24 protein-coding genes and 1 pseudogene are annotated in these 22,439 nt (G+C 36.8%); 17 read left to right on the forward strand and 8 right to left on the reverse strand.

Features of this window, described 5'->3' with window-relative positions:
• Nucleotides 1-66: 66 nt before the first annotated feature.
• From PYW34_RS01160 to PYW34_RS01175, 4 genes are all read right to left on the reverse strand, one after another.
• On the reverse strand, nt 67-753 hold the full coding sequence (locus PYW34_RS01160; RefSeq protein WP_002289316.1) for a GntR family transcriptional regulator: 687 nt from the start codon (nt 751-753) through the stop codon (nt 67-69).
• 135 nt (nt 754-888) lie between these two features.
• Complete coding sequence (locus PYW34_RS01165; RefSeq protein ID WP_002315615.1) at nt 889-1,083, reverse strand: hypothetical protein; 195 nt, start codon at nt 1,081-1,083, stop codon at nt 889-891.
• A 49-nt stretch (nt 1,084-1,132) separates the two neighbouring features.
• Complete coding sequence (locus PYW34_RS01170) at nt 1,133-1,573, reverse strand: acyl-CoA thioesterase (RefSeq protein WP_002289317.1); 441 nt, start codon at nt 1,571-1,573, stop codon at nt 1,133-1,135.
• 3 nt (nt 1,574-1,576) lie between these two features.
• Complete coding sequence (locus PYW34_RS01175) at nt 1,577-2,422, reverse strand: NAD(P)H-hydrate dehydratase (RefSeq protein WP_002289318.1); 846 nt, start codon at nt 2,420-2,422, stop codon at nt 1,577-1,579.
• Between the two features lie 148 nt (nt 2,423-2,570).
• Here PYW34_RS01175 and pepV point away from each other — a divergent pair, with 148 nt between their 5' ends.
• Nucleotides 2,571-3,989 (forward strand): dipeptidase PepV, encoded by a 1,419-nt coding sequence (gene pepV, locus PYW34_RS01180; RefSeq protein ID WP_002294157.1) that lies wholly within the window; start codon nt 2,571-2,573, stop codon nt 3,987-3,989.
• A 56-nt stretch (nt 3,990-4,045) separates the two neighbouring features.
• Here the strand turns inward: pepV and PYW34_RS01185 are convergent, their stop codons facing one another.
• Both PYW34_RS01185 and PYW34_RS01190 read right to left on the reverse strand, forming a co-directional pair.
• The gene (locus tag PYW34_RS01185; RefSeq protein WP_002289860.1) at nt 4,046-4,993 is read right to left on the reverse strand and encodes a glycosyltransferase family 2 protein; all 948 of its coding nucleotides are present in this window, start codon (nt 4,991-4,993) and stop codon (nt 4,046-4,048) included.
• A 222-nt stretch (nt 4,994-5,215) separates the two neighbouring features.
• Nucleotides 5,216-5,566 carry a PepSY domain-containing protein gene (locus PYW34_RS01190; protein ID WP_002289862.1) on the reverse strand — a complete coding sequence of 117 codons (351 nt, stop codon included), beginning with the start codon at nt 5,564-5,566 and terminating at the stop codon, nt 5,216-5,218.
• A 199-nt stretch (nt 5,567-5,765) separates the two neighbouring features.
• On the opposite strand from PYW34_RS01190, the gene pepA reads away from it, so the two are divergent.
• From pepA to ytpR, 4 genes are all read left to right on the forward strand, one after another.
• On the forward strand, nt 5,766-6,845 hold the full coding sequence (pepA, locus tag PYW34_RS01195) for a glutamyl aminopeptidase (RefSeq protein WP_002294156.1): 1,080 nt from the start codon (nt 5,766-5,768) through the stop codon (nt 6,843-6,845).
• 143 nt (nt 6,846-6,988) lie between these two features.
• On the forward strand, nt 6,989-7,309 hold the full coding sequence (locus PYW34_RS01200) for a thioredoxin family protein (RefSeq protein WP_002287837.1): 321 nt from the start codon (nt 6,989-6,991) through the stop codon (nt 7,307-7,309).
• Nucleotides 7,310-7,330: 21 nt separating this feature from the next.
• Nucleotides 7,331-7,795 (forward strand): universal stress protein, encoded by a 465-nt coding sequence (locus PYW34_RS01205; protein ID WP_002287838.1) that lies wholly within the window; start codon nt 7,331-7,333, stop codon nt 7,793-7,795.
• Nucleotides 7,796-7,999: 204 nt separating this feature from the next.
• Complete coding sequence (ytpR, locus tag PYW34_RS01210; RefSeq protein WP_002294153.1) at nt 8,000-8,605, forward strand: YtpR family tRNA-binding protein; 606 nt, start codon at nt 8,000-8,002, stop codon at nt 8,603-8,605.
• A 38-nt stretch (nt 8,606-8,643) separates the two neighbouring features.
• Here the strand turns inward: ytpR and PYW34_RS01215 are convergent, their stop codons facing one another.
• Complete coding sequence (locus PYW34_RS01215) at nt 8,644-9,933, reverse strand: S1C family serine protease (protein WP_002294152.1); 1,290 nt, start codon at nt 9,931-9,933, stop codon at nt 8,644-8,646.
• 427 nt (nt 9,934-10,360) lie between these two features.
• Here PYW34_RS01215 and rlmH point away from each other — a divergent pair, with 427 nt between their 5' ends.
• The 11 genes and pseudogenes from rlmH to PYW34_RS01270 form a co-directional block, all read left to right on the forward strand.
• Nucleotides 10,361-10,840, forward strand: coding sequence for a 23S rRNA (pseudouridine(1915)-N(3))-methyltransferase RlmH (rlmH, locus tag PYW34_RS01220; protein WP_002287841.1), 480 nt, complete (start codon nt 10,361-10,363; stop codon nt 10,838-10,840).
• A gap of 84 nt (nt 10,841-10,924) precedes the next feature.
• On the forward strand, nt 10,925-11,434 hold the full coding sequence (locus PYW34_RS01225) for a DUF1456 family protein (protein WP_002296569.1): 510 nt from the start codon (nt 10,925-10,927) through the stop codon (nt 11,432-11,434).
• A 99-nt stretch (nt 11,435-11,533) separates the two neighbouring features.
• Entirely contained in the window at nt 11,534-12,184 is a 651-nt protein-coding gene (locus tag PYW34_RS01230; RefSeq protein WP_002334439.1) for a hypothetical protein, read from the forward strand.
• Nucleotides 12,185-12,634: 450 nt separating this feature from the next.
• Nucleotides 12,635-13,573, forward strand: coding sequence for a 2-dehydropantoate 2-reductase (locus tag PYW34_RS01235; RefSeq protein ID WP_002291914.1), 939 nt, complete (start codon nt 12,635-12,637; stop codon nt 13,571-13,573).
• Nucleotides 13,574-13,585: 12 nt separating this feature from the next.
• Nucleotides 13,586-14,638: a PTS sugar transporter subunit IIC gene (locus PYW34_RS01240; protein ID WP_002291912.1), complete on the forward strand. Its 1,053-nt coding sequence runs from the start codon at nt 13,586-13,588 to the stop codon at nt 14,636-14,638.
• Between the two features lie 265 nt (nt 14,639-14,903).
• Nucleotides 14,904-15,539 (forward strand): DUF998 domain-containing protein, encoded by a 636-nt coding sequence (locus PYW34_RS01245; protein WP_002330002.1) that lies wholly within the window; start codon nt 14,904-14,906, stop codon nt 15,537-15,539.
• A gap of 232 nt (nt 15,540-15,771) precedes the next feature.
• A complete protein-coding gene (locus PYW34_RS01250) occupies nt 15,772-16,176 on the forward strand; it encodes an organic hydroperoxide resistance protein (protein ID WP_002292291.1) in 405 nt (134 codons plus the stop codon).
• Between the two features lie 132 nt (nt 16,177-16,308).
• Nucleotides 16,309-17,352 carry a hypothetical protein gene (locus PYW34_RS01255; protein ID WP_002334440.1) on the forward strand — a complete coding sequence of 348 codons (1,044 nt, stop codon included), beginning with the start codon at nt 16,309-16,311 and terminating at the stop codon, nt 17,350-17,352.
• A gap of 14 nt (nt 17,353-17,366) precedes the next feature.
• Entirely contained in the window at nt 17,367-17,930 is a 564-nt protein-coding gene (locus PYW34_RS01260; RefSeq protein WP_002330004.1) for a restriction endonuclease subunit S, read from the forward strand.
• Nucleotides 17,931-18,484: 554 nt separating this feature from the next.
• Entirely contained in the window at nt 18,485-20,125 is a 1,641-nt protein-coding gene (locus tag PYW34_RS01265) for a membrane protein (RefSeq protein ID WP_002294751.1), read from the forward strand.
• A 253-nt stretch (nt 20,126-20,378) separates the two neighbouring features.
• A pseudogene (locus PYW34_RS01270) lies at nt 20,379-20,693 on the forward strand (hypothetical protein); the annotation flags it as partial.
• Nucleotides 20,694-20,997: 304 nt separating this feature from the next.
• Here the strand turns inward: PYW34_RS01270 and PYW34_RS01275 are convergent.
• On the reverse strand, nt 20,998-21,558 hold the full coding sequence (locus tag PYW34_RS01275; RefSeq protein WP_002294749.1) for a TetR/AcrR family transcriptional regulator: 561 nt from the start codon (nt 21,556-21,558) through the stop codon (nt 20,998-21,000).
• A 141-nt stretch (nt 21,559-21,699) separates the two neighbouring features.
• Between PYW34_RS01275 and PYW34_RS01280 the strand changes: the two genes are divergently transcribed.
• Nucleotides 21,700-22,314 carry a GNAT family N-acetyltransferase gene (locus PYW34_RS01280; protein ID WP_002302651.1) on the forward strand — a complete coding sequence of 205 codons (615 nt, stop codon included), beginning with the start codon at nt 21,700-21,702 and terminating at the stop codon, nt 22,312-22,314.
• Nucleotides 22,315-22,439 lie beyond the last annotated feature (125 nt).

Here is a 22,439-nt window from a genome sequence, read left to right on the forward strand (position 1 = left end):
ATATGAGGAACTATTTTGCCGTTTCTTTCTCTAATACTCAGGTCAAAACGCTGATTCCAAAACCTCTTATTTGATGGGTCTGTCCTGAATATCTTCAAAATAATCGGGGTAATTATGAATCACGTATTCTTGCTCCTCGATAATCATATGTAAATGCATCGTGCAAAGAAATCCGACTTCATCAAAGTTATGATCAATCATTGATTGAAGCATTGTCTGATGTTCATCTAATACTCGACCCCAGTCTAATTCTGAAATCGTCAAACGTAACCATCTGAAACGGTTCAAGTGCGTACTATAACTTTCTAGCCAATCCCAAATTTCTCGTTTTCCAGCAATTTCATAACAAGTTCGGTGAAAATCAGTATCCAAATCAAAAAAAGCTTTTTTATTTTGAGCGATTACTGCCTGATCGGTTTGTTCTAGTATTTTTTCTAGTTTAGCTTGATCTTGCTTGGTCATTTTCGCACTGCATTCTTGCAGGATCGGTTTTTCCAACTTTTCCCGCGTATAACGGGCTAATGAAGCAGATCGGATATCGATTTTTGAAACATAAGTGCCGGACTGTGGAATGGTTTTTACAAGCTCTTGATTGCGCAGTTGGATCAGTGCTTCTCGAATCGGTGTACGCCCGATAGCTAGTTGTTCTTCTAACACTTTATCGGAGATTTTACTTCCAGGTGCTAACTCGGAATAAATGATTTGTTTACGTATAGATTCATAAGCTTGCTGTTGCAAATTATTGATAACCATTTAACCTTCCTTTCTATGCAGATATAATCTATTATAACATAAATCGCTTACAAATCGTGTGGGCATAAAAACACAGTCTGCAAAAAAAGCCCTGATAGGCATGCCTATTAGAGCCTCGAAAAGAAAAATATTGAATCAATCTGGTCGTACCTCTTGGATCGGTTTGACACGACCGCCGATTCTTTTAGCAAAAGCTTCGGATTCTTTTTTGTCTTTGAAAATGAGCAGATTGTCTAAGTTTTTTTCCCGAGTGCGACAGCCAGTTTTATCGATGTAACCGTGCATTACTTTAACGACATACATGGGGATCACCTGCTTTTTTCTTTTCATTATACGAACTACTCGACACAATACAAGAAAAATGCTTAGACGGTCTTTATTAAGAATTTACATCATCCAAAGAAGCGTACGCTTGGAATAACTGATCTAACTCCGGATTGACTTTGCTCAGCTTCACTAATCGTTGCGAATCAGAAAGTAAAAAACAGTGTTTACTACTGCCAGTAGTTTTTAATTTTTTGTCTTCAGTTCCCACAATTTCGTAGCTAAAATCCAACCGTGTCCCCGTATACTTTTGGATAGTTGGATGGATGCTCACTTTTTCTCCGTAATGGATCATTTCTTTATAGCTGCAATTTACTTCCAGAACGGGGATGATGATCCCAGATTCTTCGATTTTTTTATAGGGAAACCCTAGATGTACCAATAAGGCTACCCGAGCCTCTTCAAACCAGCGGATATAATTGCTGTGATGAATAATCCCCATTTGATCTGTTTCATAATAAAAAGGTTCTCGCACATAACCTGTAAATTTCTCCATGACTCATGCCTCGTTTTCCATTGATTTTTTACAAAAATAATTCATCCATTTCGGAAGTGCTTCGCTGATTTGTGTCGGCAAAACAATATATTGTTCTTTTGCCAGCTGGTCTCCAATGAAACTATGAAGATAAATAGCTGCTGCAATCGTTTGGTCATTTTGAGGAAACTGGGCTAAAAATCCTGTGATCATCCCAGCTAAAGTGTCACCCATGCCGCCCGTTGCCATAGCAGCAGAACCTAAAGGATTGGTGTAGAAGTGCTGGTGACCATAAATTTTTGTCTCATGACTTTTCAAAACGAGCACAGCACCGATTTCCTGTTGCTTCTTTTTGTTTTCTTTATCCCGTTGTTCTTGTATCGGTAGAGAACTCAACCGTTGCCACTCCATTTGATGAGGTGTAAGTACAGTTTGTTCGGGATAGGGTAGCAAAAGATGATTAGCAGCAAGTAAACTTAAAGCAGAGCCATCAATCACCAGCCATTGTTCTTTTGATTGGTTTTCTAGTACTTGTTTGAAACGTTCCAAACTCTTAGAAGAAGTACCCAATCCGGGACCAATCAAGAGTACATCTGCTTGCTTTATTACGGAAAGAAACTGGTCAGTATCCGTCCAAACTACAATCATTGCTTCTGGCAGATGACTGTGAAGAGCACTCCGATTTTTTTCATCAGTTACTACAGTCGTGAGACCCGCTCCGCTGTGTACGGCAGCTAAAGCACTCATAATGATTGCTCCGCCATATTGTTCATTGCCGCCAATCAAAACGATACGTCCAAATGTTCCTTTATGTGAAATTTTTGGACGAGGTGTGATGACTCTTTTCACTAGTTGTTCGTTTATCAGCATCTAAAAACCTCCTTTTACTCATTATAGCGTATATTTTTTTTAGAGAAAAACAGATAAGAAAAGGAATTGTCAGATTTTTTGAACTATTTTTTTCTGTAATTTGTGGTATCATGAACACGAAGACTTAAATAAGTGGAGGATTAACTTTATGACAATTGATTGGCAAAAAGAAGTAGAAGCACGTAAAGAAGACTTGCTTGAAGACTTGAAAAATCTTTTACGTGTCAACAGCGAGCGCGATGACTCAAAAGTAACACCAGATGCACCATTTGGACCTGGACCTCGCGACGCATTGAAACATATGTTAGCTTATGGCGAACGTGATGGATTTAAAGTAAAAAATGTCGATAACTATGCAGGGCATATTGATCTTGGCGAAGGAGACGAAACGCTAGGGATATTTGGACACATGGATGTCGTTCCTGCAGGAGATGGCTGGGACACAGATCCTTATGAACCAGTAATCAAGGATGGAAAGATCTTTGCACGCGGATCAAGCGATGACAAAGGTCCAAGTATGGCAGCTTACTATGCGATGAAGATCATTAAAGAACTTGACTTGAAACTATCAAAAAAAGTTCGCTTCGTAGTCGGCAGCGATGAAGAAAGCGGCTGGGGCGATATGGCTTATTATTTCGAACATGAAGAAGAACCAGATTTTGGTTTCTCACCAGATGCTGAATTCCCAATCATCAATGGTGAAAAAGGAAATGTTTCTTTAGCTTTACGCTTCAAAGGCGACAATGCAGGAGATTATGTCTTGAAATCTTTTGTTTCCGGACTTCGCGAAAATATGGTGCCAGGAACAGCAACTGCAGCACTTCAAGTACCAAGTGCAGATGCAGCTATCGCGATGGAAGAAGCATTTTACCAATTCATCGAAGCAAATCCAGTAAGCGGAACGATTGAAGCGGACAATACGTATGTAAAAATCGAATTAGTTGGTAAAGGCGCACATGGTGCAAGCCCACAATCTGGTATCAATGCAGGTTCTTTCTTGGCATTGTTCTTAGATAACTATGAATTCCTAGGATCTGCTAAACAATTTATCCATGTAGCAGCTGCTTATGTCCATGAAGATTTTTATGGAGAAAAACTAGGAGTCGCTTATGAAGATGAAAAAATGGGCAAATTGACAATGAATGCTGGACTATTTGCTTTTGAAGAAAATGGTACAGAGGAAGCGAACTTCATCAATATGAATTTCCGTTTTCCAAAAGGTGTAACAGTAGACGGATTGCAAAGTGACATCGAACAAACAGTGGGGCAAGAAGGCGCAACAGTTACTCGAGGTGCTCGCGTAATGGAACCACATTACGTACCAATGGATGATCCATTGGTGGCTACATTATTGCAAGTCTATGAAGACCACACTGGAGAAAAAGGCTACGAACAAATCATCGGTGGCGGAACTTACGGACGTTTGTTGAAACGTGGCGTTGCTTATGGAGCGATGTTCCCAGGATATACTGATACAATGCATCAAGCAAACGAATTTATGAGTCTTGATGACTTGTTCAGAGCAACAGCAATCTATGCAGATGCCATCTATCGTTTGGCGAAATAATTAATTAAAAAGAGGATCAAGAATTGCAAATTATTTTTGCAGTCTTGATCCTTTTTTTACTTTCTACTGTGGTATTCATGATAAACATGATATAGATTCAATTCATATTCTTTCTTAGCGTTCGTGACGACTGTATCCAAAATCAACCCTGTTACTAATGAAAGAAGTGCTAAAGTCATCAATCCAGTACTTAAAATCGCAGAAGGGATGCGTGTAATAAAGCTTGTCAGCATATATTCGCGAATCACAGGAATCCCCGTGACCAATCCAAATAAAAAGAAGAAGATGGTCCAAATCCCAAAGAAAAGCAAAGGCTTATAATCTTTAAACATTTTAATAATCATCATGATCACTTTGAATCCGTCAGAGAATGTATTCAATTTTGATTCGCTGCCTTCAGGACGATCACGATAATCGATTGGGATTTCAACGAACTTGAATTTTTTATCTAAAGCATGGATCGTCAATTCCGTTTCGATTTGAAAACCAGAACTCATAATAGGAAAACTTTTGACAAAGATACGATTGAATCCTCGATAGCCGGTCATGACATCAAGAATTTTTGTTTTATACATTCTAGTAATTGTATTTCTAACAAGGTTATTTCCAAAATCGTGGAAAGGTCTCTTATTCTCATCAAAGTAGGTTCCATTTGATAGGCGATCACCAATGACCATATCTGCTTCACCAGAACGTAATTTCTCGAGCAAACCATGTACAGCTTCTGCAGGATAAGTATCATCGCCATCTACCATTAAATAATAGTCGGCATCGATATCAAAGAACATTTGGCGGATCACATTTCCTTTTCCTTGACGAGGTTCTTTTTTTACGATTGCTCCACCTTGAACGGCCAATTCGTATGTTCGATCGGTCGAATTATTATCATAGACATAAATATCTGCTTCTGGTAATTCTCGTTTAAAGTCTGCAATGACTGTTGAAATTGTTGCTTCCTCATTGTAACAAGGAATCAGAACAGCAATTTTTTCTTGTTGTTCCATTTTTCACTCTCCTTAACTATAGAAAACAAAAGCTAAATTAAAAATACCTCATAATCAAAGGAAATGCTAGTTTTTCCCGCTAAATATCATTTATTTAAAAAGAAAATACTGGAATATATGTTTGGAAAGCTCTATCTAAAAAACCACCCACTACAAAAGAAGGACATGATACCTCTCTTTTGAATAGTGGGTGCGTATTCGTTCTCTCACTTTTTTGACGTATTAATCTGTTGCACCTTTTTTTCTTGAAATTTCTAATACGGTTCCTGTATGAGCATCTGCTAAAAATTCATAATAAACAGTTTCGCCATCTTCTATTCGAGAAAGACCTCCCCGATAAGCACTCGACCGAACGGCGAATTTCCTAATAGGTTCCTTTTCAAAAGAGATCCAAGAACCTTCGATTGCACCTTCTTTTAGAAAAGATGACTTGATATTTTCAAGTACTTGGTCTGCTGACAATACTTTTTTGCGATGATACCAAATCGTTGAAGCTACCCCGCTCAATAATCCTAGACCGATTCCAACTGCTAACCCGCCTTTAAAATAGCTTAGTTCGCTTTCTTCATACATGTGGACATACCTCCTTCTTCTCACTTGTTACTCCTTGTGCTTATTTTACCACACTCTCATATTTTCTTTGAAATAAATAACCGCTACCAGAAAAAATAAGCTATAATAAATACGATCGGTCTGCAGAAAAAATCATATTTTATCCGCAGATCAATATAAGTCTGAGAGGAGTTTAGTCTGAAATTTAGACGAATAGCATATGGAAGAAAAAACATTTCAACGAATCAAAGAGTTAACAGAATTACAAGGAACAAGCGGTTTTGAACAAGATGTTCGCGCTTATATGGAAAGTCATATGGAACCGCTGGTAGATGAGTTACAGTTAGATGGTTTGGGCGGCATTTTTGGTCTGCGCCATCATGAAGAAGCGGATGCACCCCGTGTAATGGTCGCAGCACATATGGATGAAGTCGGATTCATGCTGACACAAATCCAAGAAAACGGGCTTTTTAAAGTCGTACCTCTAGGCGGCTGGAATCCTTACGTTGTTTCTGCTCAGCGTTTTACACTTAAAACCTCTACTGGTAAGAATTATCCATGTATTTCTTCTTCCGTTCCCCCACATTTATTGCGAGGAACAAGCGGACAAAAATCAGTAGAAGTAACCGATATTTTGTTCGATGCTGGGTTTGAATCAAGAGAAGAGGCAATGAGTTACGGTGTCCTTCCAGGAGACACAATCGTTCCTTACGCTGAAACGATCAAAACAGCCAACGGAAAGAATATTATCAGTAAATCATGGGACAACCGCTATGGCTGTACAATGGTATTAGAAGCTTTAGAAGCGTTGCAAAATGAAACATTAGGTCATACATTGATTGCAGGCGCGAATGTCCAGGAAGAAGTAGGCTTGCGTGGTTCTAAAGCTTCTGTCAATAAATTCAAGCCAGATCTGTTCTTTGCAGTAGACTGCTCTGCAGCAGATGATACAGTGACGAAAAATGGCACATTCGGACATTTAGGAGAAGGTACATTGATGCGTATCCAAGATCCAGGTTTGATCATGCTTCCTCGTTTGCGCGAGTACTTGCTGGATATCGCTGAAACAAACAATATCCCTTATCAATACTTTGTTTCAAAAGGCGGTACAGATGCAGGTGCTGCTCATACACAAAACGAAGGAATCCCAAGTACAGTGATTGGCGTAGTGGGACGTTATATCCATACGCATCAAACGATGTTCAGTATTCGCGATTTTGAAGCTGCACGAGAAATGTTGATTCAAACACTGAAAGGTTTGGATAAATCAACAGTGAATACGATCGTATACGGAAAATAATGCGATAGTGAAACTATAAAATCTGGCAAAAGATTGCTTTTTGCCAGATTTTTTTTATAAAAAGAGGATCAATGTTTGTTAGTTCGAAAGAAAGGTGTATAATTTAATTGAAAAATACATAAACAGAAAGTAGAGGACAAAGAATGATTATCCCAAATAGTTTAGAAGAATTAGCAGGCTACGTAGAAACTGGAAAGAGTGTATTTTTCTTTACTGCCGGCTGGTGCGGAGACTGCCGTTTTATCAAACCGCAAATGCCTGAAATTGAAAATGACTTTTCTGATTGGCAATTTATTGAAGTAGACCGTGACAAGTACATAGATGTAGCCGCTGAATGGAACATTTTTGGTATCCCAAGTTTTGTCGTGATCCAAGACGGAAAAGAATTAGGTCGTCTAGTGAATAAAGATCGTAAAACAAAACAGGAAATCGAATCGTTCCTAGAAAGTGTAACAAAAGGCTGACATCTGTTAGGAGGGGTCAAGATGAATCAAGAATATAAGAATATTTTAGTAGGTATCGACGGTAGTGAACAAGCACTTGCTGCTTTCAAAAAAGCGGTAGAAGTGGCTCGCCGTAATAATGGGAAAGTATATGTAGCAAACGTAATCGATCAGCAATTTTATAACTTTATGGGCTATGCACCTATTGATCAAAATCTAGTCGATCAGCAAACTGAAACAGCCAAGGAAATGATCGAAGAATGTAAAGAATATGGGAAATCTGTTGATTACACAAATATAGAAGGAATTATTGCATATGGTTCTGTTCGTGAATCCATGGCAGTCAAATTGCCAAAAAAATATGAGATCGATCTAATCATGGTTGGGCAGTCAGGTCTAAATGCAGTCGAACGCTTTATGACAGGAAGTGTAGCCAGCTACGTGATACGTCATTCACCTTGTGATGTCTTGATCGTTTCTGACGAAGAAGAACAGCCAAGTAATTAAGCAAGTGGAACTTGTACGACCTTTTTAATCAATTAACTAAAACAGTAAAGGGACTGTGACAAAAGTCTTGTCACAGTCCCTTGTTACGAATAAATGGTGTTCCAGAAGAGGCTTCTTCGGAAATAAAGCATGAAAAAAATTTCATGCAGTGAATGCAATTTTTTGTTAAGATAAATCTCAGCAAAGGATAATGGAGGAAAGAACATGATTTTTGCTTATAACAAAGCACACGTCGGAGACACCTTGATGGTTATTATAGCCGACGATAAAGGAACAGAAAACACTGTTGAACGCAAATGGAATGTTGCTCGGATCAAAGATGAACAAGGTCAAGTTGTTGCTTGGAACTTTTTCCATATCTCCGATCATCTAACAATCGAAGGGAACGGCCAAGTAAGCTTAACAGATGAGGAATTAGCGAAATTGAATCGATTGATCAAAGAAGCAGGATTCGAAGAACAGCTTGAAGCTGATCATGAACCGAAGATCGTTGTCGGGTACGTAAAAACATGCGTCCCACATCCTGATTCTGACCATTTATCGATTACTGAGACAGAAGTAGACAATGGTACAGTATTGCAAATCGTTTGCGGTGCACCCAATATCGAAGCTGGACAAAAAGTTGTCGTTGCAAAACCAGGAGCTATGATGCCAGATGGAATGATGATCTGGCCAGGAACTTTGCGAGGGGTAGATAGCTATGGAATGATCTGTTCCGCTCGTGAATTGCATTTGCCAAATGCTCCAGCAAAAAAAGGAATCTTAGTATTGCCTGAGGATGCCGTAGTCGGAGAAGCATTTCCAAAATAAAGAGGTTGTGACAAGTCTTTGTCACAACCTCTTTTTTATTAATTTTCACTATTTTGATTTTGTTTTAATGCCGATTGATCGATCGTCAATTCAACAGTAGTTGTTTTTTCTTTCGAGCCTTCATAGTAAGTGATTTTGACAGAATCTCCCACTTTTTTCTTATACAAAGCAGATTGAAGTTCTACACCAGAAGAAACTTCTTTGTCATCGATCTTAGTAATGACGTCGTATTGTTTCAATCCAGCTTTTTCAGCCGGTGTAGCTGTTTGGACATTTGTCACGATGACACCGTTAGTTACAGATGAAGGAATCTTCAAGATTTGTTCTTGTTGCTGAGTAGAAACGGCAGATAAGTCGACCATTGTGATACCTAGAGCTGGACGTGTCACTTTTCCGTCTTTTTCCAGTTGATTGATGATATTCACTACATCGTTACTTGGAATAGCAAATCCCATTCCTTCTACGCTTACATTAGAAGTAGATTCAGAAGTACTTGCGATCTTACTTGAGTTGATACCGATAACTTGTCCTTCGATATTAACTAAAGGACCACCAGAATTTCCAGGGTTGATTGCTGCATCTGTTTGGATCGCATTGATATTGACTGTTTCGTTCGATTCATTCGTACTTGTCACTTGTCGGTTCAAGGAAGAAATGATTCCTGAAGTGACAGAATTTGCATATTCAGATCCTAGTGGGGAACCAATCGCAATCGCAGGCTCACCAACCTTCAGAGCACTTGAGTCACCAAAAGAGGCAACTGTTTCGACTTTGTCTGAATTGATCTTCAACACCGCTAAATCTGAATAAGCATCTGTTCCAACTAATTCAGCTTTTACCTTCGTACCGTCTTTCATCAAGACTTCAAGACCTTGCTGGCCATCTACTACGTGATTATTCGTGACTACATAAGCAGTATTCCCGTCTTTTTTGTAGATCACGCCGCTTCCTTCACTATAAGCTTCCAAATTACTATCATCTGAGCTGCTACTTTCTTCTTGCTGCCCGAATAGTCCGCCAAAACCGCTTGATTGGTTTTGACTTTGTAAGTTGATAACAGAAACGACAGCGTCTTGAACTTTATCTACCGCTTTGGTGATATCAGAATCTACATTGACTTTGACATTTTCCACAACTGTTTCACCGGCAGAATTCTGATTGCCGCTTGTAGCAGTAGAACTATTGTTGCCAGTGCCCATCGCTGCATAAAAAATGCCAGCTGTCAGTAGTCCTCCAACGATCCCTCCAACAAGCCCCAGACCTAACTTACGCCAGAGGCTATTATTTTTACTTTTTTTCATCTTTGGTGTCACATTTTTTCTATCCATGTGTTCCTCCTCCAATTACATTCATTTATCTACTGTTAGTATAGTCTTATTTGTTGACTTTAGTCTACTTTGAGACTGTGAACTTTTTATGAAAAACTTTAGGAAAAATCATTGTTTTCAGATGAAAATATTTGATTTTCTTTTTCCACAGATACTGTGTAAAACTACGCGGATAGGATTGGAAAAATAAGGGATAAAACATATCCACAGCCTGTGTATAAAGTGGATAAATTCTTATAAAACGTATGTTTGCCTAATGAATGTGATGAAATAAGGTAAAATAACACTGTTTTCTGTGGATAAACCTGTGGATGTTGTGCATAACTGTTGGGGAAATCTTTTTAACAAAAATAGCCAAAATAAACATATAGACGAAAAAATTGATTATAATAAACAAAGTGAGCATGAAGACCAAAGGAGAGAAAACATGAATATCAAAATTATCTCAGTAGGAAAATTAAAAGAAAAATACCTGATCCAAGGTATCAATGAGTATGTCAAACGGCTGAATGCCTATGCAAAAATCGAATTGATCGAAGTTCCTGACGAAAAAGCCCCGGAGAATTTAAGCGAAGCGCAAATGAGACAAGTAAAAGAAAAAGAAGGGGAACGGATCTTAGCGAAAATCAAAGAACAAGAATACGTCTATGCCTTAGCAATTGAAGGGAAAAATCCTACAAGTGAATCTTTTGCTAAACAAATCGACCAATTAGGTATCCAAGGAAAAAGCCACCTTGTTTTTGTTATCGGCGGCTCTTTAGGACTCAGCGAAGCCGTCATGAAAAGAAGCAATGCTCAGATCTCTTTTGGAAAAATGACGTATCCACATCAATTGATGCGTCTGATCCTTGTCGAGCAAATCTACCGTGCCTTCCGGATCAATGCGGGGGCGCCTTATCATAAGTGATGCGGTTTTTATCATTGATCCTAAAAATCTTAGCAAGACAAAAAGTACGTAAGAAAGTAAAGACTAAATACTTCGGAGGAACAAATGAATAACAATGATAGGTTATTGCGATTGCGTTATGCGATTGATTTGAAAGATACGGATTTGATTAAAGCTTTTGAGCTAGGCGGTGTACCACTGACTAAAGAAGAAGCTCAGGCGGTACTGACCAAAGTACAGGATAAGAACAAAGATAATGCAGAAAATAATGTGTATGAAAAAACCATCAACAACCAAGTTTTTGACGCATTCCTAAATGGCCTGATTCTCTTGGCGCGTGGTCCGCAAAAAGATAAGCCGATAGTAGACACGCCGCAAAAAAGCAAGGAAATCAAATATATCAACAATGTGTTGCTAAAAAAATTAAAAATCGCCTTGTCTATGACCACTGATGATATTTTAGACGTTTTTGCTGAGGCAGAAATCTATCCATCAAAAGGCGAAATCGGGGCATTTTTGAGAAAAGAAGGCCAACGAAATTTTAAGCCTTGCGGAGATAAATATATGCGTAATTTTCTCAAGGGGTTAGGAATTTATAATCGGAGAAAAGTATAAAGAAATTTCATGAGAAATCAAAACAATGGTTGTTTTGATGAGAGCTAGTTTTTGTATGAGATTAAAATATTATCTTAATCGAGGAGCTGGATTGGTTTTATGAATGATGAATATAAGAATGATGAAGATAAGATGCTTTTTGAAGAGATAGAGAATCGATGTAGGCTCAATTTTGAGCTTCGGGGAAAGATGTCTTTAATACAACAAAAAAAGTATTTAGCGAATAAATCAGAGTTTACTCTGGGACATGTTGAAAAATTAATCTCGGATTGGATTAGTAGTAGAAGCGAATTTACAAAAATAAAACAGCCGATTAAATTTGACATGAAAAAACTTTTGTTAAATAAGAGTGAGATAGGTAATAGAGATCAATATATTAGAGCTAAAGGGCAAGAAATAATTGATTCATTAGGTGAAATGAGGTCATACAATTATTTGTATGTAACACATAGAGCTGATGGAATGGTCATTACTGTGGGGAAATCTTCTTCTAATGATATTTTTTTAGATGGAGATCTTTTTTATCAACTCAATATAAATCACTTGTCTGGCACTGAAAATATAATTTTAAGGACGGAATATGGCAATGAAATATTTGCAAAATATGATGAGATTTTAAAAAATTATTTAGACTGGGCTTGGATAATTCCGGTTGAGTCAGGAGATGCTAAGAAACTGGAGAGATTATTGGGCGATGAACTAATTAATAAAAAAGTAGCAATTTTAAATTATTATTCCCATAGACAATAAAAGGCTATTTTTCATGATAATACTAGTTATAACTGTAAAAATGGAAGAAAATCTGGGAAAGAAGTTTTTAAATAAGTGTATTGTTCGATTTTAATAAATAATAAGCAATACCATCCGTCTGTGTTGCGCAACATCGTACTACAATGAATATTTTTTCACAAAAAGAAAATCATCCATCGAATGAATGGAAGGTTTTAGTATACACGAGGTTAATGCCCCCTCTTTTATAATCAGAGGAGTGAGATTTTTTCTATGAATGTTTCTATTTTCTTATTGCTAGTCTAGTTTCTCTTACGATGAAATTGGGATTCTATTCCAGTTTTTATTGATTTGCTGATAAAATAACTTGAATGGTGGATATAAACATGATAAATAAGAGAAGAATAACAAAACGAGGTTGTGAAAAGATTCTCAAATGAGTATAATAGAAAGAAAAAGGAGGAAGAATCAATGAAAATAGCAATTGCAGGCGCTGGCGCAATGGGAAGTCGCTTTGGGTTGATGCTTCACCAAAGTGGGAACGAAGTATTATTAATCGATGGCTGGGCAGAACATGTCCAACAAATCAAAGAACATGGATTACAAGCAAATTTTAATGGTAAAGAGGTAGAAGCAAAACTACCAATCGTTCTTCAATCCGAAGTAGAAAAAGAAGATCAAGTTGATCTGATTATTCTATTTACCAAAGCGATGCAGCTGGAAAAAATGCTGCAGGATATCCAATCATTAATCAAAAAAGATACAGAGGTCTTATGTCTATTAAATGGTATCGGGCATGAAGATATTATTGAGAAATTTGTACCAATGGAAAATATCTATATTGGAAATACCATGTGGACGGCAGGTCTTGAAGGTCCTGGTCAGGTCAAATTATTTGGAAGTGGTTCAGTAGAATTACAAAATTTAGGTGATGGAAAAGAAGCAGCTGCAAAAAAATTAGCAGACAAATTGTCTGAATCAGGATTAAATGCTCATTTTTCTGACAATATTCACTATTCTATTTATCGCAAAGCATGTGTGAACGGAACAATGAACGGACTATGCACAATCTTAGACGTTAATATGGCTGAGCTAGGAAAAACATCGACTGCTCATAAAATGGTGGCGACGATTGTCAATGAGTTTGCCAAAGTAGCAGCAGTAGAGAAGATTGAACTAGATGTCCCAGAAGTCATTGCACATTGTGAATCTTGTTTTGACCCGGAAACAATTGGGTTACATTATCCTTCAATGTATCAAGACTTGATTAAGAACCATCGATTAACAGAAATCGATTATATCAATGGCGCAATTTCTAGAAAAGGGAAGAAATATGGTGTTGCGACGCCTTATTGTGATTTCTTGACTGAGCTTGTCCATGCAAAAGAAGATAGTTTGAACGTAAAATAAAGGAGAGATTGAATGGAAACTTCACAAAAAATATCACCGAAAATTTTTCTGAATAAAGTCCTCGCTGGTACAGCAACAGGAATCATTATTGGATTGATTCCTAATGCAGTATTAGGTGCCATTTTAAAATATTTTAGTGCGTATCCCTTTGCGGTAACGATCGCACAGTTAGCAGTTATTTTTCAACTAGCAACACCTTTGATCATTGGTGGTTTGATTGCCTTACAATTTGGATTTGATCCGATGAGAATGATGGTTGTAGCCGGAGCTTCTTTTGTTGGTTCTGGTGTAGTCAAATTCACACCTGATTTGGGTGAAACGGGTGTTTACGTTGGTGCTGGTACAGGCGATATTATTAATACGATGCTGACAGCATCGATTGCTGTCGGGCTGATTTTACTGATTGGAAATAGTTTTGGGTCAGTGTCGATTGTGTTAACACCGATTGTTGTAGGTGTAGGTGCAGGTTTACTTGGTTTTTATTTATTCCCTTTTGTAACAGCAATTACTTCTGCAATTGGATCATTGATTAATAACTTCACTACCTTACAACCGCTGTTAATGTCTATCTTGATTGGTTGTTCCTTTGCCTTTTTGATTATCTCTCCTATTTCAACAGTAGCAATCGGAATGGCAATCCAACTAGATGGTGTTTCTGCTGGTGCGGCTGCGATGGGCGTAGCTGCAACCACTTTTGTTTTAGTAGTGAACTCTTGGAAGGTTAATAAGTCAGGTGTGACAATTGCGATTGCTTTAGGCGCTATGAAGATGATGATGCCTAATTTATTTAGAAAACCTGTGATTCTTATTCCTTGTTTAGTTAGTGCAGTGATTACAGCTATTCCTGTCGCTCTATTTTCTATTTCAGGTACGCCTGCTTCTGCTGGTTTCGGCGTGGTCGGACTTGTTGGTCCGTTGGCTTCTTTAGATGCAGGGCTAAATGGCTTTCTTGTTGTTCTTTGTTGGTTAGTCATCCCTGTTTTTGCGGCACTAATTACTCAATTTTTATGCGAGAAAGTATTTAAACTGTATGATCGAGAAGAAGTCTTCAAATTTTTAGGCTAGTAGATTTTACTAAGAAATTTTCAATCAATGGATGCGTAAGTGAGATGTCAACAACATCTGACTTACGTTTTTTTGCCTTTTTGAGTAGGAGATTGATGCTGACAACTGAACTCTTCAGTGCCATTCGATTTTTTAAAATGTAGAAGAAACTCACCTTTATGTTATTGATTGTTCAAAAGGCAACTAGAATAAAAATATGTGTTAAAATGAGAAAAAATTTGATTGTTGGATGTATCGAATAATCACTAAAAAGTAGGGGAAGAAAATGATTTTTTTGCAAAAATATGGTTTTTATTTTTTATTATTAGGTGTGATTAGTGATTTATCGACACCGTATATCCTTGGCCTTTTTTATCCCAAACTGAATCAAATGACTACCGTAATTAGTGTGTTTGGTGACGTAGATAGTCCAGTCAGACGTGCTTTCTTGGTCTGGTCAGTTGTATCTGGACTTTTTTTTGTTCTTTCGTTGCCTGCGTTGTATCACCTATTTGTTGGAACATCAAAAACACTTGCAATACTTGTTGTTGCAACAGTTGGTTTATATGGGATAGGTGATTGTATTTTTACTGGCTTATTCAGTATCAATACGAATGAAAGCTCTTGGAATCTATCGACTTGGATCCATAATATAGGTTCTGGGCTAGGCTATGCAGGCTTTCTACTTTTCCCATTGTTACTTGTTCTGCTTTATCGTCAAAGTGGTCAAGGTACGCTTAGCCATTTTTATCTTGTTTTAACAGTTATTAGTTTACTAATTGCAGGTCTTTACGGATTAGCACGGATTCCGTCGATTAGTCAGTTTGCCTTCTTTAAGCAATTGGGCTTCTTTCAACGATTAAGTTTTTTCTTTAACTATTTGCCGATGATTTGTTTAAGTTTTTTTCAACTACGAAAGTAGAAAAAGCAGTGTGAAGCTGATTAAGTGGTTCTATGATATTTGGTGTTGTTACTCAAGGCGAGTAAGGACACCAAATATCATAGAACCCTTCTTTTTTTGTATAGATAAACTGCTTCTATCACTGATCATCGATGTTGTCTAACTGATGTCGCCGAATGCAAGCATTACCTTTGTCAGATTAAAAAATACTCGTTACACTTAATATAGAACGACGAAAGAAAGGATGATCTCAATGAAAAAAATGTACGAAACAGCAATGATCAATCGTGGAGGCCGTGATGGCGAAGTTGAGGCACCAAACGGAAGTATGCACATGAAGATCGACCGCCCAGGAATCCATAGTGAAGGGACAAATCCGGAACAACTTTTTGCGGCTGGATACGCATCTTGCTTCAACGGCGCGGTTCAACACATGCTGGAAGAAAATAATCTTGAGTCTGATTCTGAAGTCAAAGCACGGGTATCTTTATTTCAATTAGAAGATGGGGGCTACCAAATCGGGGTCGTTTTAGAAGTTTCTTTGCCAGGACTTGAGAAGGACCAAGCAGAGAAAATCGCAGAAGAAGCCCACGCATTTTGCCCATACTCTAAAGCAACAAGAGGCAATATTGATGTGGAAGTGACTATAGTAGAATAAGGGATTCTTAATGTTACTATAAATGAGATTATGAAAGATCCTATAAAGAAACGCTAGTAAAAGAAACATGTAGTTACGGTAATTAATAGCGGTATATGGACGATTGATCGAATAGAACAAGGAGGCAAAAAAATGACACAGCGGGTAGCAATAATGATTTTAGTGTTGCTGGTCATTGGCCTCCTTGTTTACTATGTCCTAAAGTTTAAGCATTGGAAGCAGCAACGGATACATCAGGATATTGAAAAAAAGTTAAAACGGTATCCTATTGTTCAAGCAGCTTGGGAAAAGGCTGAAGCAAAACAATATAACATTCCTGGATTAACAGAAACAAGAATGGTGGTGCCGGAAACCGGCGAAAATGAGGTTTGTCAATGGATGACGCCGCAAGGGTTGGCTTTTTCTCAAGATTTTGTGTTTATTTCTGCCTACTGCTATGACCATCAGCATCATTCTATTATTCATGTACTGGATAGAGAAACAGGACAGCCGATCAAACTGCTGATTTTACCTAAACGGCCACATGTAGGGGGCTTAGTATATGATACAAAACGGGAACTTTTATGGTTGACAATCACAGGATCTGCTACTGGACGAGTAGCCGCTTTACGTTTGATCGATATCTTAGCAGATACATCTGAAGAGACGGGACAGCCAATCGCTTATTGGCTGACAACTGATCTCTCAGAGATTCCACAAGCATCGTATTTGACTCAAAACAATGATCAACTGGTATCTGGCAACTTCACACTAAAAGGTGAAGGACAGTTGACTTTCTATCTATTGCCGACGATAGCTGAAATGAGAACAGCAATTCGCCGCAAAGACAAAATCCAACCAACCGTGACAATGAGCAGAAAAACATCTGATAAGATTCAAGGTGTGGCTTTTTATGGCCATTATCTCTTAGCCAGTCGTTCTTATGGTCCTTATACCTCGGAACTCTTAGTGTCCGAGCGGGACTCTCCTAGCCGGATCCTAAAACGAATCAAATTTCCACCGTATTTGGAACAAATCGTTGTTGTAGAAGATCGTCTAGCAGTATTGTTTGAAAGTGGCGCCGCAGCGTATCGCGAGAAAGCCAATCCTGTGTTAGCCAATGTTTTATTACTAGACTTAGCAACGTTGCTTCATGCAAATAAGCGTCCCAAAAAGATTGCTGCAACTAAAAAATAGTCGGACAACTCAAGATGATCACTGTTGTTCATAAAGAACGACAAGAAAAATCATCTAGCGATGTTCAACTATGGGTTTATTTAGGAAGTATTTCTACTAAGATTCAATATGGCTATACAGATTCGGCGAAAAAAAAAGGCAATGTTAAGTTTTTAAGAATCACAGATATACAAGAGGGACGTGTAAATTGGTCCAGTGTGCCTTACTGTGATATTAGTAATTCTAAACTAGTTGATTTAAGATTGGAAGAAAATGACATTTTGATAGCAAGGACAGGAGGAACTATGGGAAAAAGTTTCTTGGTTAAGGAAATAAGTGAGGAATCTGTTTTTGCTTCTTACTTGATTCGAATTAGGTTAGTTGAGAAATTATTATCAGAATACGTAGACTGCTTCTTAGACTCGCCATTATATTGGAAGTTATTAGAAAAAATTTCTTACGGAACTGGGCAACCAAATGTAAATGGTACAAATTTATCTAAACTACTTATACCATTACCACCTTTAGAAGAACAACAACGCATGACTACTAAAATAGAAATGATAAGAAGATCTATTCGTAGAATCAATTTTGAGTAAATATAACGGACCTAGCATCCATTTTATACCAGATGATGCTAGGTCTATTATTTATATTTTATGGAATTTAATTGATTTGTTCTAGTGTTTTAATATTATTACGACAGTAAAAAAATAGTTTGATTCTTCTAACATGAATAACCATCTAGAAGTGGAAATGTATAAAAGATTTATTTTATGAAGTTTTCCTAATATCATTCACTCATGATACGCAGCGCCTTATCATAAGTGAGACAAGAAGAATGAAAGATAGTAAAGTAGTAGTAAATAGTCATATCCAAGAAAGCGGATATGGCTGTTTTTTTTATGAAAGATGTTTGTTTCGCTAAAGAGATCGCAATCCACGCTCGGTAAATATAAGAGCCACATAATTAAGCTTTGAACTCATTAGTTAAGCAATTCGATGTTGGAACAATTCTTGGTGTTCAGACCATTACCTCCCTCTCTTATAATTTTAGTGCTTTTTTAAGTGAGAGTAAAAATAAATAACGATTTATTTAAAATTTAAGTTATACTAGATAAAGCAATCCATGAAAGGAGTATATAATTAAGTAATGCAAGTAAAGAAAAAAATAATATTGTCCATTCTCCTAGCAATTATTGCTGGACTTTATTCAATCAATTATTTTAGAAATGTTCATACTATTTCTACATCGGGGGATATTGCCTTCCATTTTGCTAGAGTCAAAGGGTTATCTTCAATTTTTTCTGGTCCAATCAATTTTACGACGTTTAATCATTATGGGAGCGGAGTGAATTATTTTTATCCCTACTTGACCTTTTTTCCGGCAGTCATTTTTTATTGGATAAGTAATAATTTAATCGTTAGTTATATCTTATATGTTTGGCTATTGAATGTTTGTACTATCATGCTGATGTTTCATTATGGACTAAAATTTTTAAAAAGAATCGATGCGGCTTTTATATTTAGCTGTTTATATACATTTTATGGGTACCGTACGATTGATATTTATCATCGTTCTGCTATTGCTGAAGCGATTGCACTTACGGTTATACCGATAGTTATGTATTATGCTTACGCACTGATTTATGAGAAAAAGCCATGTGCAATTCCATTAGCAGTCAGTATGAGCTTACTCATTTATACACATGTTCTTTCCACTTTTATGAGTGTAATAGCCGTTGGCTTACTAGTCTTAGGCGGCTTTGTAGTAAGTGAAACAAGAAAAAAAGAAAGCATCCGGTTGATTGTGGAGTTGTCAAAGGCAGTAGGAATGACGATTCTTTTAACAGCATACTTTTGGTATCCGATGTTCCGACAAATCATGGTTCAATCGATTAATGAGCCAGATAAAACGACCTTACAACACCAAGCATTAAATGTCTCGGATAGTTTGATTGGTGCGATGAATAATGACCTGACAACCTTTACGGTAGGAATCATTGGTATTATTTCTTTGATCTGTCCACTCTTCTTTTTTAAAGGATTTAATCGCAAAGAAAAAGTGATTTACCTTAGTGCGGTAGTCTCTTGGCTCTTATCCACCAAATTTTTTCCATGGTCTTTATTACAAAATACACCCATTCAAATGATTCAATTTCCTTGGCGAATCTTAGGCTTTCAAGTACTGTTTGGCTCGTTGATTTTATCGTTCGTTTTCATGAAGAGCACATCAGCTAAGCAAAGAAAAGTAGTTAATATAACGGCAATTGTTTTATTACTGTTGGCTGTATCTGCTGCAACAAAAGCAAACTATGAACATAAAGTTGTCACTCAGAGAGATCACTTGGTAATGAATCAAGAAAATCTTATTCGTTACACGACACTCCTTCCCGGAGGACTTTATGACTATGCACCCACGGAAGCATTACAATACAAAGAACATTTGCAGAATCATGAAGTAAGAATTGGCAAGGAATGGCATACTATGCCTTATCAAGTGATGGATTCGAAAATAGTCTATACAGTACATGAATCTAAAGGACAAAAAATAACGCTTCCTGTATTTGATTATTGGGGAACAGTCGCAAAAGTAAATGGACAAAAAAGAGAGATTGATAATAGTGAAGGACTAGTGTCGATTGAAGGAACACAAGGAGAAACAATCATTGAAGTTTCTTCCATTTATCCTCCAACTATGAAGTTAGCTTTTTTAATTAGTTTATGTAGTTACCTCTTTCTTTTAATTAGTTTTCTTATCAGGAAGTTACAACATATAAAAATAATGATCTGATTACATTTTTTTCAATATTAGCTTACTAGAGAATAAGAAAAAGTAAGTAATAAACCAAATTTAAACTTTATATTATAATAATGAAGCTTAATCTTCTTTATAGAGAATTGGGCTATTTTTAATGGCAAAGAGGGGAAGAAGATGTTTCAAAACAAAGGACAACGCTATGTTGTAAAAGGAGTAAAGGAATCTTACTGGAATCAAAAATCTTTATTGAGAAAATTATCTTTGAATTTAAGCACAAAGAAATGAAGGTACACTAGATAGCAATGAAGATATCTTTGTCATTAAACGTCGCTATTTTACACAAGTAAGTGATGATTTGATTCATGTCTTTTCCAATGAGTGGTTTGTTTCTGAGAAAAAATTACATGCTTCTAATCTGCAATATATGCCAGGTGAAGATCCAATTCCTAATATGAAAGCAATTATCAACAGTAAGGATTACGAAGGATATAAAGCCAAACATCCAGAAGCGAAACCATTTAAATACCCACAAGAAATGAAGCGAGCATGGCGTAAAATGTTAGATGATGAGCTGATTCCCCTTGAAAATGAATTGAGGTAAACGAGAAGAATTCAATAAACTGGATGATAAAAATATAATATGACTATAAATTGGTTACAGCTTCAACCTATAAGTTGTAATAAATTAGCCTAAAAGTAATTTATTAATGATGAGGTGAATTTGATTGGTACAACAAGATATATCACTTAGAGAGGGAGAAGCAGCACTACAAACTACTTTTCAATAAGTAGGAATTATAGAAATTTTACTCAAAAAATCTTCAGTAAACAATTTGGCTAAATAAGATTCAGTTGTTATACGAGAAGGTTACGGTTCTTCTTAACTAAGCTTAGTATGTTTTTATTCAAGGCATGATTTTCTCTATGTGATCATTCAGTTTCTGTAAGAGTTCTAATAATTCTTTTTTGGAGTACTTGTAATTGCTTTCTACCCACCGATTGAGAACGGATAGACAACCTTGGACGTGGTACGTAGTAAAGAATCTCATTTCTTCTGTGATAATCGTTTTCTTGTCTTCATATAGCCATATGTTCAGATAGTTTTCTTCAATAACTTGTTTAACTTTCTTCTGAAACGAAATATCACCATGGTTGAGGATAAATAAGCGATATAAAAAAGTATTTGCGTAAACATAGTCAATCAAGCGAGTGTATAGTTCCTCATAGCTATGGGCTGGATCATAAGAGAGAATTTCATTTAGATCCCGAAAAAAGTTGCTTTCTAATTGATCATATAGATCATAGATATCCTTATAATGTGTATAAAAAGTCGAACGATGTACATCTGCCGTTTCTGTTAGTTCGCGTATAGTGATTGCTTGAATCTTTTTATTTACTAATAATGTGGATAGTGCTTCAGCCAAAGCTTTTTCTGTTTTTTTGACGCGTCTATCTGTCTTTTTCATTTACCTATCTCCTTATCCGACATATCAAAGCAAAGCTGTCGCTTAATCGACAAACTTATAGATGATTGATTATAGATAGTAGACACTGTGTCTATTATAATGTAAGTATAACACAATCATTGAAGTTGAGGAGGCGAAATGATGAAACTAACTTTTAAACCCTTAGAAAAGAAAGATTACAAAAAAGCTATCTATTTTGCTGTTGAAGGAATGAACTTTGAGAGATATATGGAAAATGAACTTCTGCTGAATCTTTACGGAAGATATTTTTTGTATATGGAGTTGAATCGAGCAACTCAAATTCTTGCTTTGTATGCAGAGGACGAGTTGGCAGGTGTTTTGCTGGCGGAGATAAAAGGAGAAAAAAAGAAACATCGTTCTTTTGGACAGCAAATATATGTTAAGATATTCGATTTTTTACAAAATATATTTGCTAAAGAAAGTAAAGGAGCTTACGAGACAGCAAATGAACAAATGCTTGCAGCATATTTAAAGAAGCATTCGCCAGATGGAGAGATCATTTTTTTAGCTGCAAATCCTGATTTGAAAACAAAAGGCATCGGTACCAAGTTGCTAACAGAATTTGAAAAAAGAGAGAAAGGAAAAGAAATATTCCTTTTTACAGATAGTGGCTGTACGTATCAATTCTATGAACGACGTGGATTTGAAAGACTAAAGGAAAAAATTAGCAAGATAAAAATCTTAGATAAAGAAATAGATCTCCGATGTATGCTGTACAGGAAAATCATTCAATGAAAATTTCGATAGAAACGACAATAGTTGGCAAGATCACTTTTAGTGAGTCTTCTTGCTAACTATTTTTTGTAGTGTATTCTACCAAAAGAAAACCGCCTTTTTGACTAAACTTGATAGTGGTCAAT

This window comes from Enterococcus faecium, assembly GCF_029023785.1.
GTDB lineage: Bacteria > Bacillota > Bacilli > Lactobacillales > Enterococcaceae > Enterococcus_B > Enterococcus_B faecium.

What these genes read in the sequence shown, in the direction of transcription:
- PYW34_RS01160 (WP_002289316.1), bottom strand. Translation starts at nt 753, where the DNA reads ATGGTTATCAATAATTTGCAACAGCAAGCTTATGAATCTATACGTAAA.
- PYW34_RS01165 (WP_002315615.1), bottom strand. Translation starts at nt 1,083, where the DNA reads ATGAAAAGAAAAAAGCAGGTGATCCCCATGTATGTCGTTAAAGTAATG.
- PYW34_RS01170 (WP_002289317.1), bottom strand. Translation starts at nt 1,573, where the DNA reads ATGGAGAAATTTACAGGTTATGTGCGAGAACCTTTTTATTATGAAACA.
- PYW34_RS01175 (WP_002289318.1), bottom strand. Translation starts at nt 2,422, where the DNA reads ATGCTGATAAACGAACAACTAGTGAAAAGAGTCATCACACCTCGTCCA.
- pepV (WP_002294157.1), top strand. Translation starts at nt 2,571, where the DNA reads ATGACAATTGATTGGCAAAAAGAAGTAGAAGCACGTAAAGAAGACTTG.
- PYW34_RS01185 (WP_002289860.1), bottom strand. Translation starts at nt 4,993, where the DNA reads ATGGAACAACAAGAAAAAATTGCTGTTCTGATTCCTTGTTACAATGAG.
- PYW34_RS01190 (WP_002289862.1), bottom strand. Translation starts at nt 5,566, where the DNA reads ATGTATGAAGAAAGCGAACTAAGCTATTTTAAAGGCGGGTTAGCAGTT.
- pepA (WP_002294156.1), top strand. Translation starts at nt 5,766, where the DNA reads ATGGAAGAAAAAACATTTCAACGAATCAAAGAGTTAACAGAATTACAA.
- PYW34_RS01200 (WP_002287837.1), top strand. Translation starts at nt 6,989, where the DNA reads ATGATTATCCCAAATAGTTTAGAAGAATTAGCAGGCTACGTAGAAACT.
- PYW34_RS01205 (WP_002287838.1), top strand. Translation starts at nt 7,331, where the DNA reads ATGAATCAAGAATATAAGAATATTTTAGTAGGTATCGACGGTAGTGAA.
- ytpR (WP_002294153.1), top strand. Translation starts at nt 8,000, where the DNA reads ATGATTTTTGCTTATAACAAAGCACACGTCGGAGACACCTTGATGGTT.
- PYW34_RS01215 (WP_002294152.1), bottom strand. Translation starts at nt 9,933, where the DNA reads ATGGATAGAAAAAATGTGACACCAAAGATGAAAAAAAGTAAAAATAAT.
- rlmH (WP_002287841.1), top strand. Translation starts at nt 10,361, where the DNA reads ATGAATATCAAAATTATCTCAGTAGGAAAATTAAAAGAAAAATACCTG.
- PYW34_RS01225 (WP_002296569.1), top strand. Translation starts at nt 10,925, where the DNA reads ATGAATAACAATGATAGGTTATTGCGATTGCGTTATGCGATTGATTTG.
- PYW34_RS01230 (WP_002334439.1), top strand. Translation starts at nt 11,534, where the DNA reads ATGAATGATGAATATAAGAATGATGAAGATAAGATGCTTTTTGAAGAG.
- PYW34_RS01235 (WP_002291914.1), top strand. Translation starts at nt 12,635, where the DNA reads ATGAAAATAGCAATTGCAGGCGCTGGCGCAATGGGAAGTCGCTTTGGG.
- PYW34_RS01240 (WP_002291912.1), top strand. Translation starts at nt 13,586, where the DNA reads ATGGAAACTTCACAAAAAATATCACCGAAAATTTTTCTGAATAAAGTC.
- PYW34_RS01245 (WP_002330002.1), top strand. Translation starts at nt 14,904, where the DNA reads ATGATTTTTTTGCAAAAATATGGTTTTTATTTTTTATTATTAGGTGTG.
- PYW34_RS01250 (WP_002292291.1), top strand. Translation starts at nt 15,772, where the DNA reads ATGAAAAAAATGTACGAAACAGCAATGATCAATCGTGGAGGCCGTGAT.
- PYW34_RS01255 (WP_002334440.1), top strand. Translation starts at nt 16,309, where the DNA reads ATGACACAGCGGGTAGCAATAATGATTTTAGTGTTGCTGGTCATTGGC.
- PYW34_RS01260 (WP_002330004.1), top strand. Translation starts at nt 17,367, where the DNA reads ATGATCACTGTTGTTCATAAAGAACGACAAGAAAAATCATCTAGCGAT.
- PYW34_RS01265 (WP_002294751.1), top strand. Translation starts at nt 18,485, where the DNA reads ATGCAAGTAAAGAAAAAAATAATATTGTCCATTCTCCTAGCAATTATT.
- PYW34_RS01275 (WP_002294749.1), bottom strand. Translation starts at nt 21,558, where the DNA reads ATGAAAAAGACAGATAGACGCGTCAAAAAAACAGAAAAAGCTTTGGCT.
- PYW34_RS01280 (WP_002302651.1), top strand. Translation starts at nt 21,700, where the DNA reads ATGAAACTAACTTTTAAACCCTTAGAAAAGAAAGATTACAAAAAAGCT.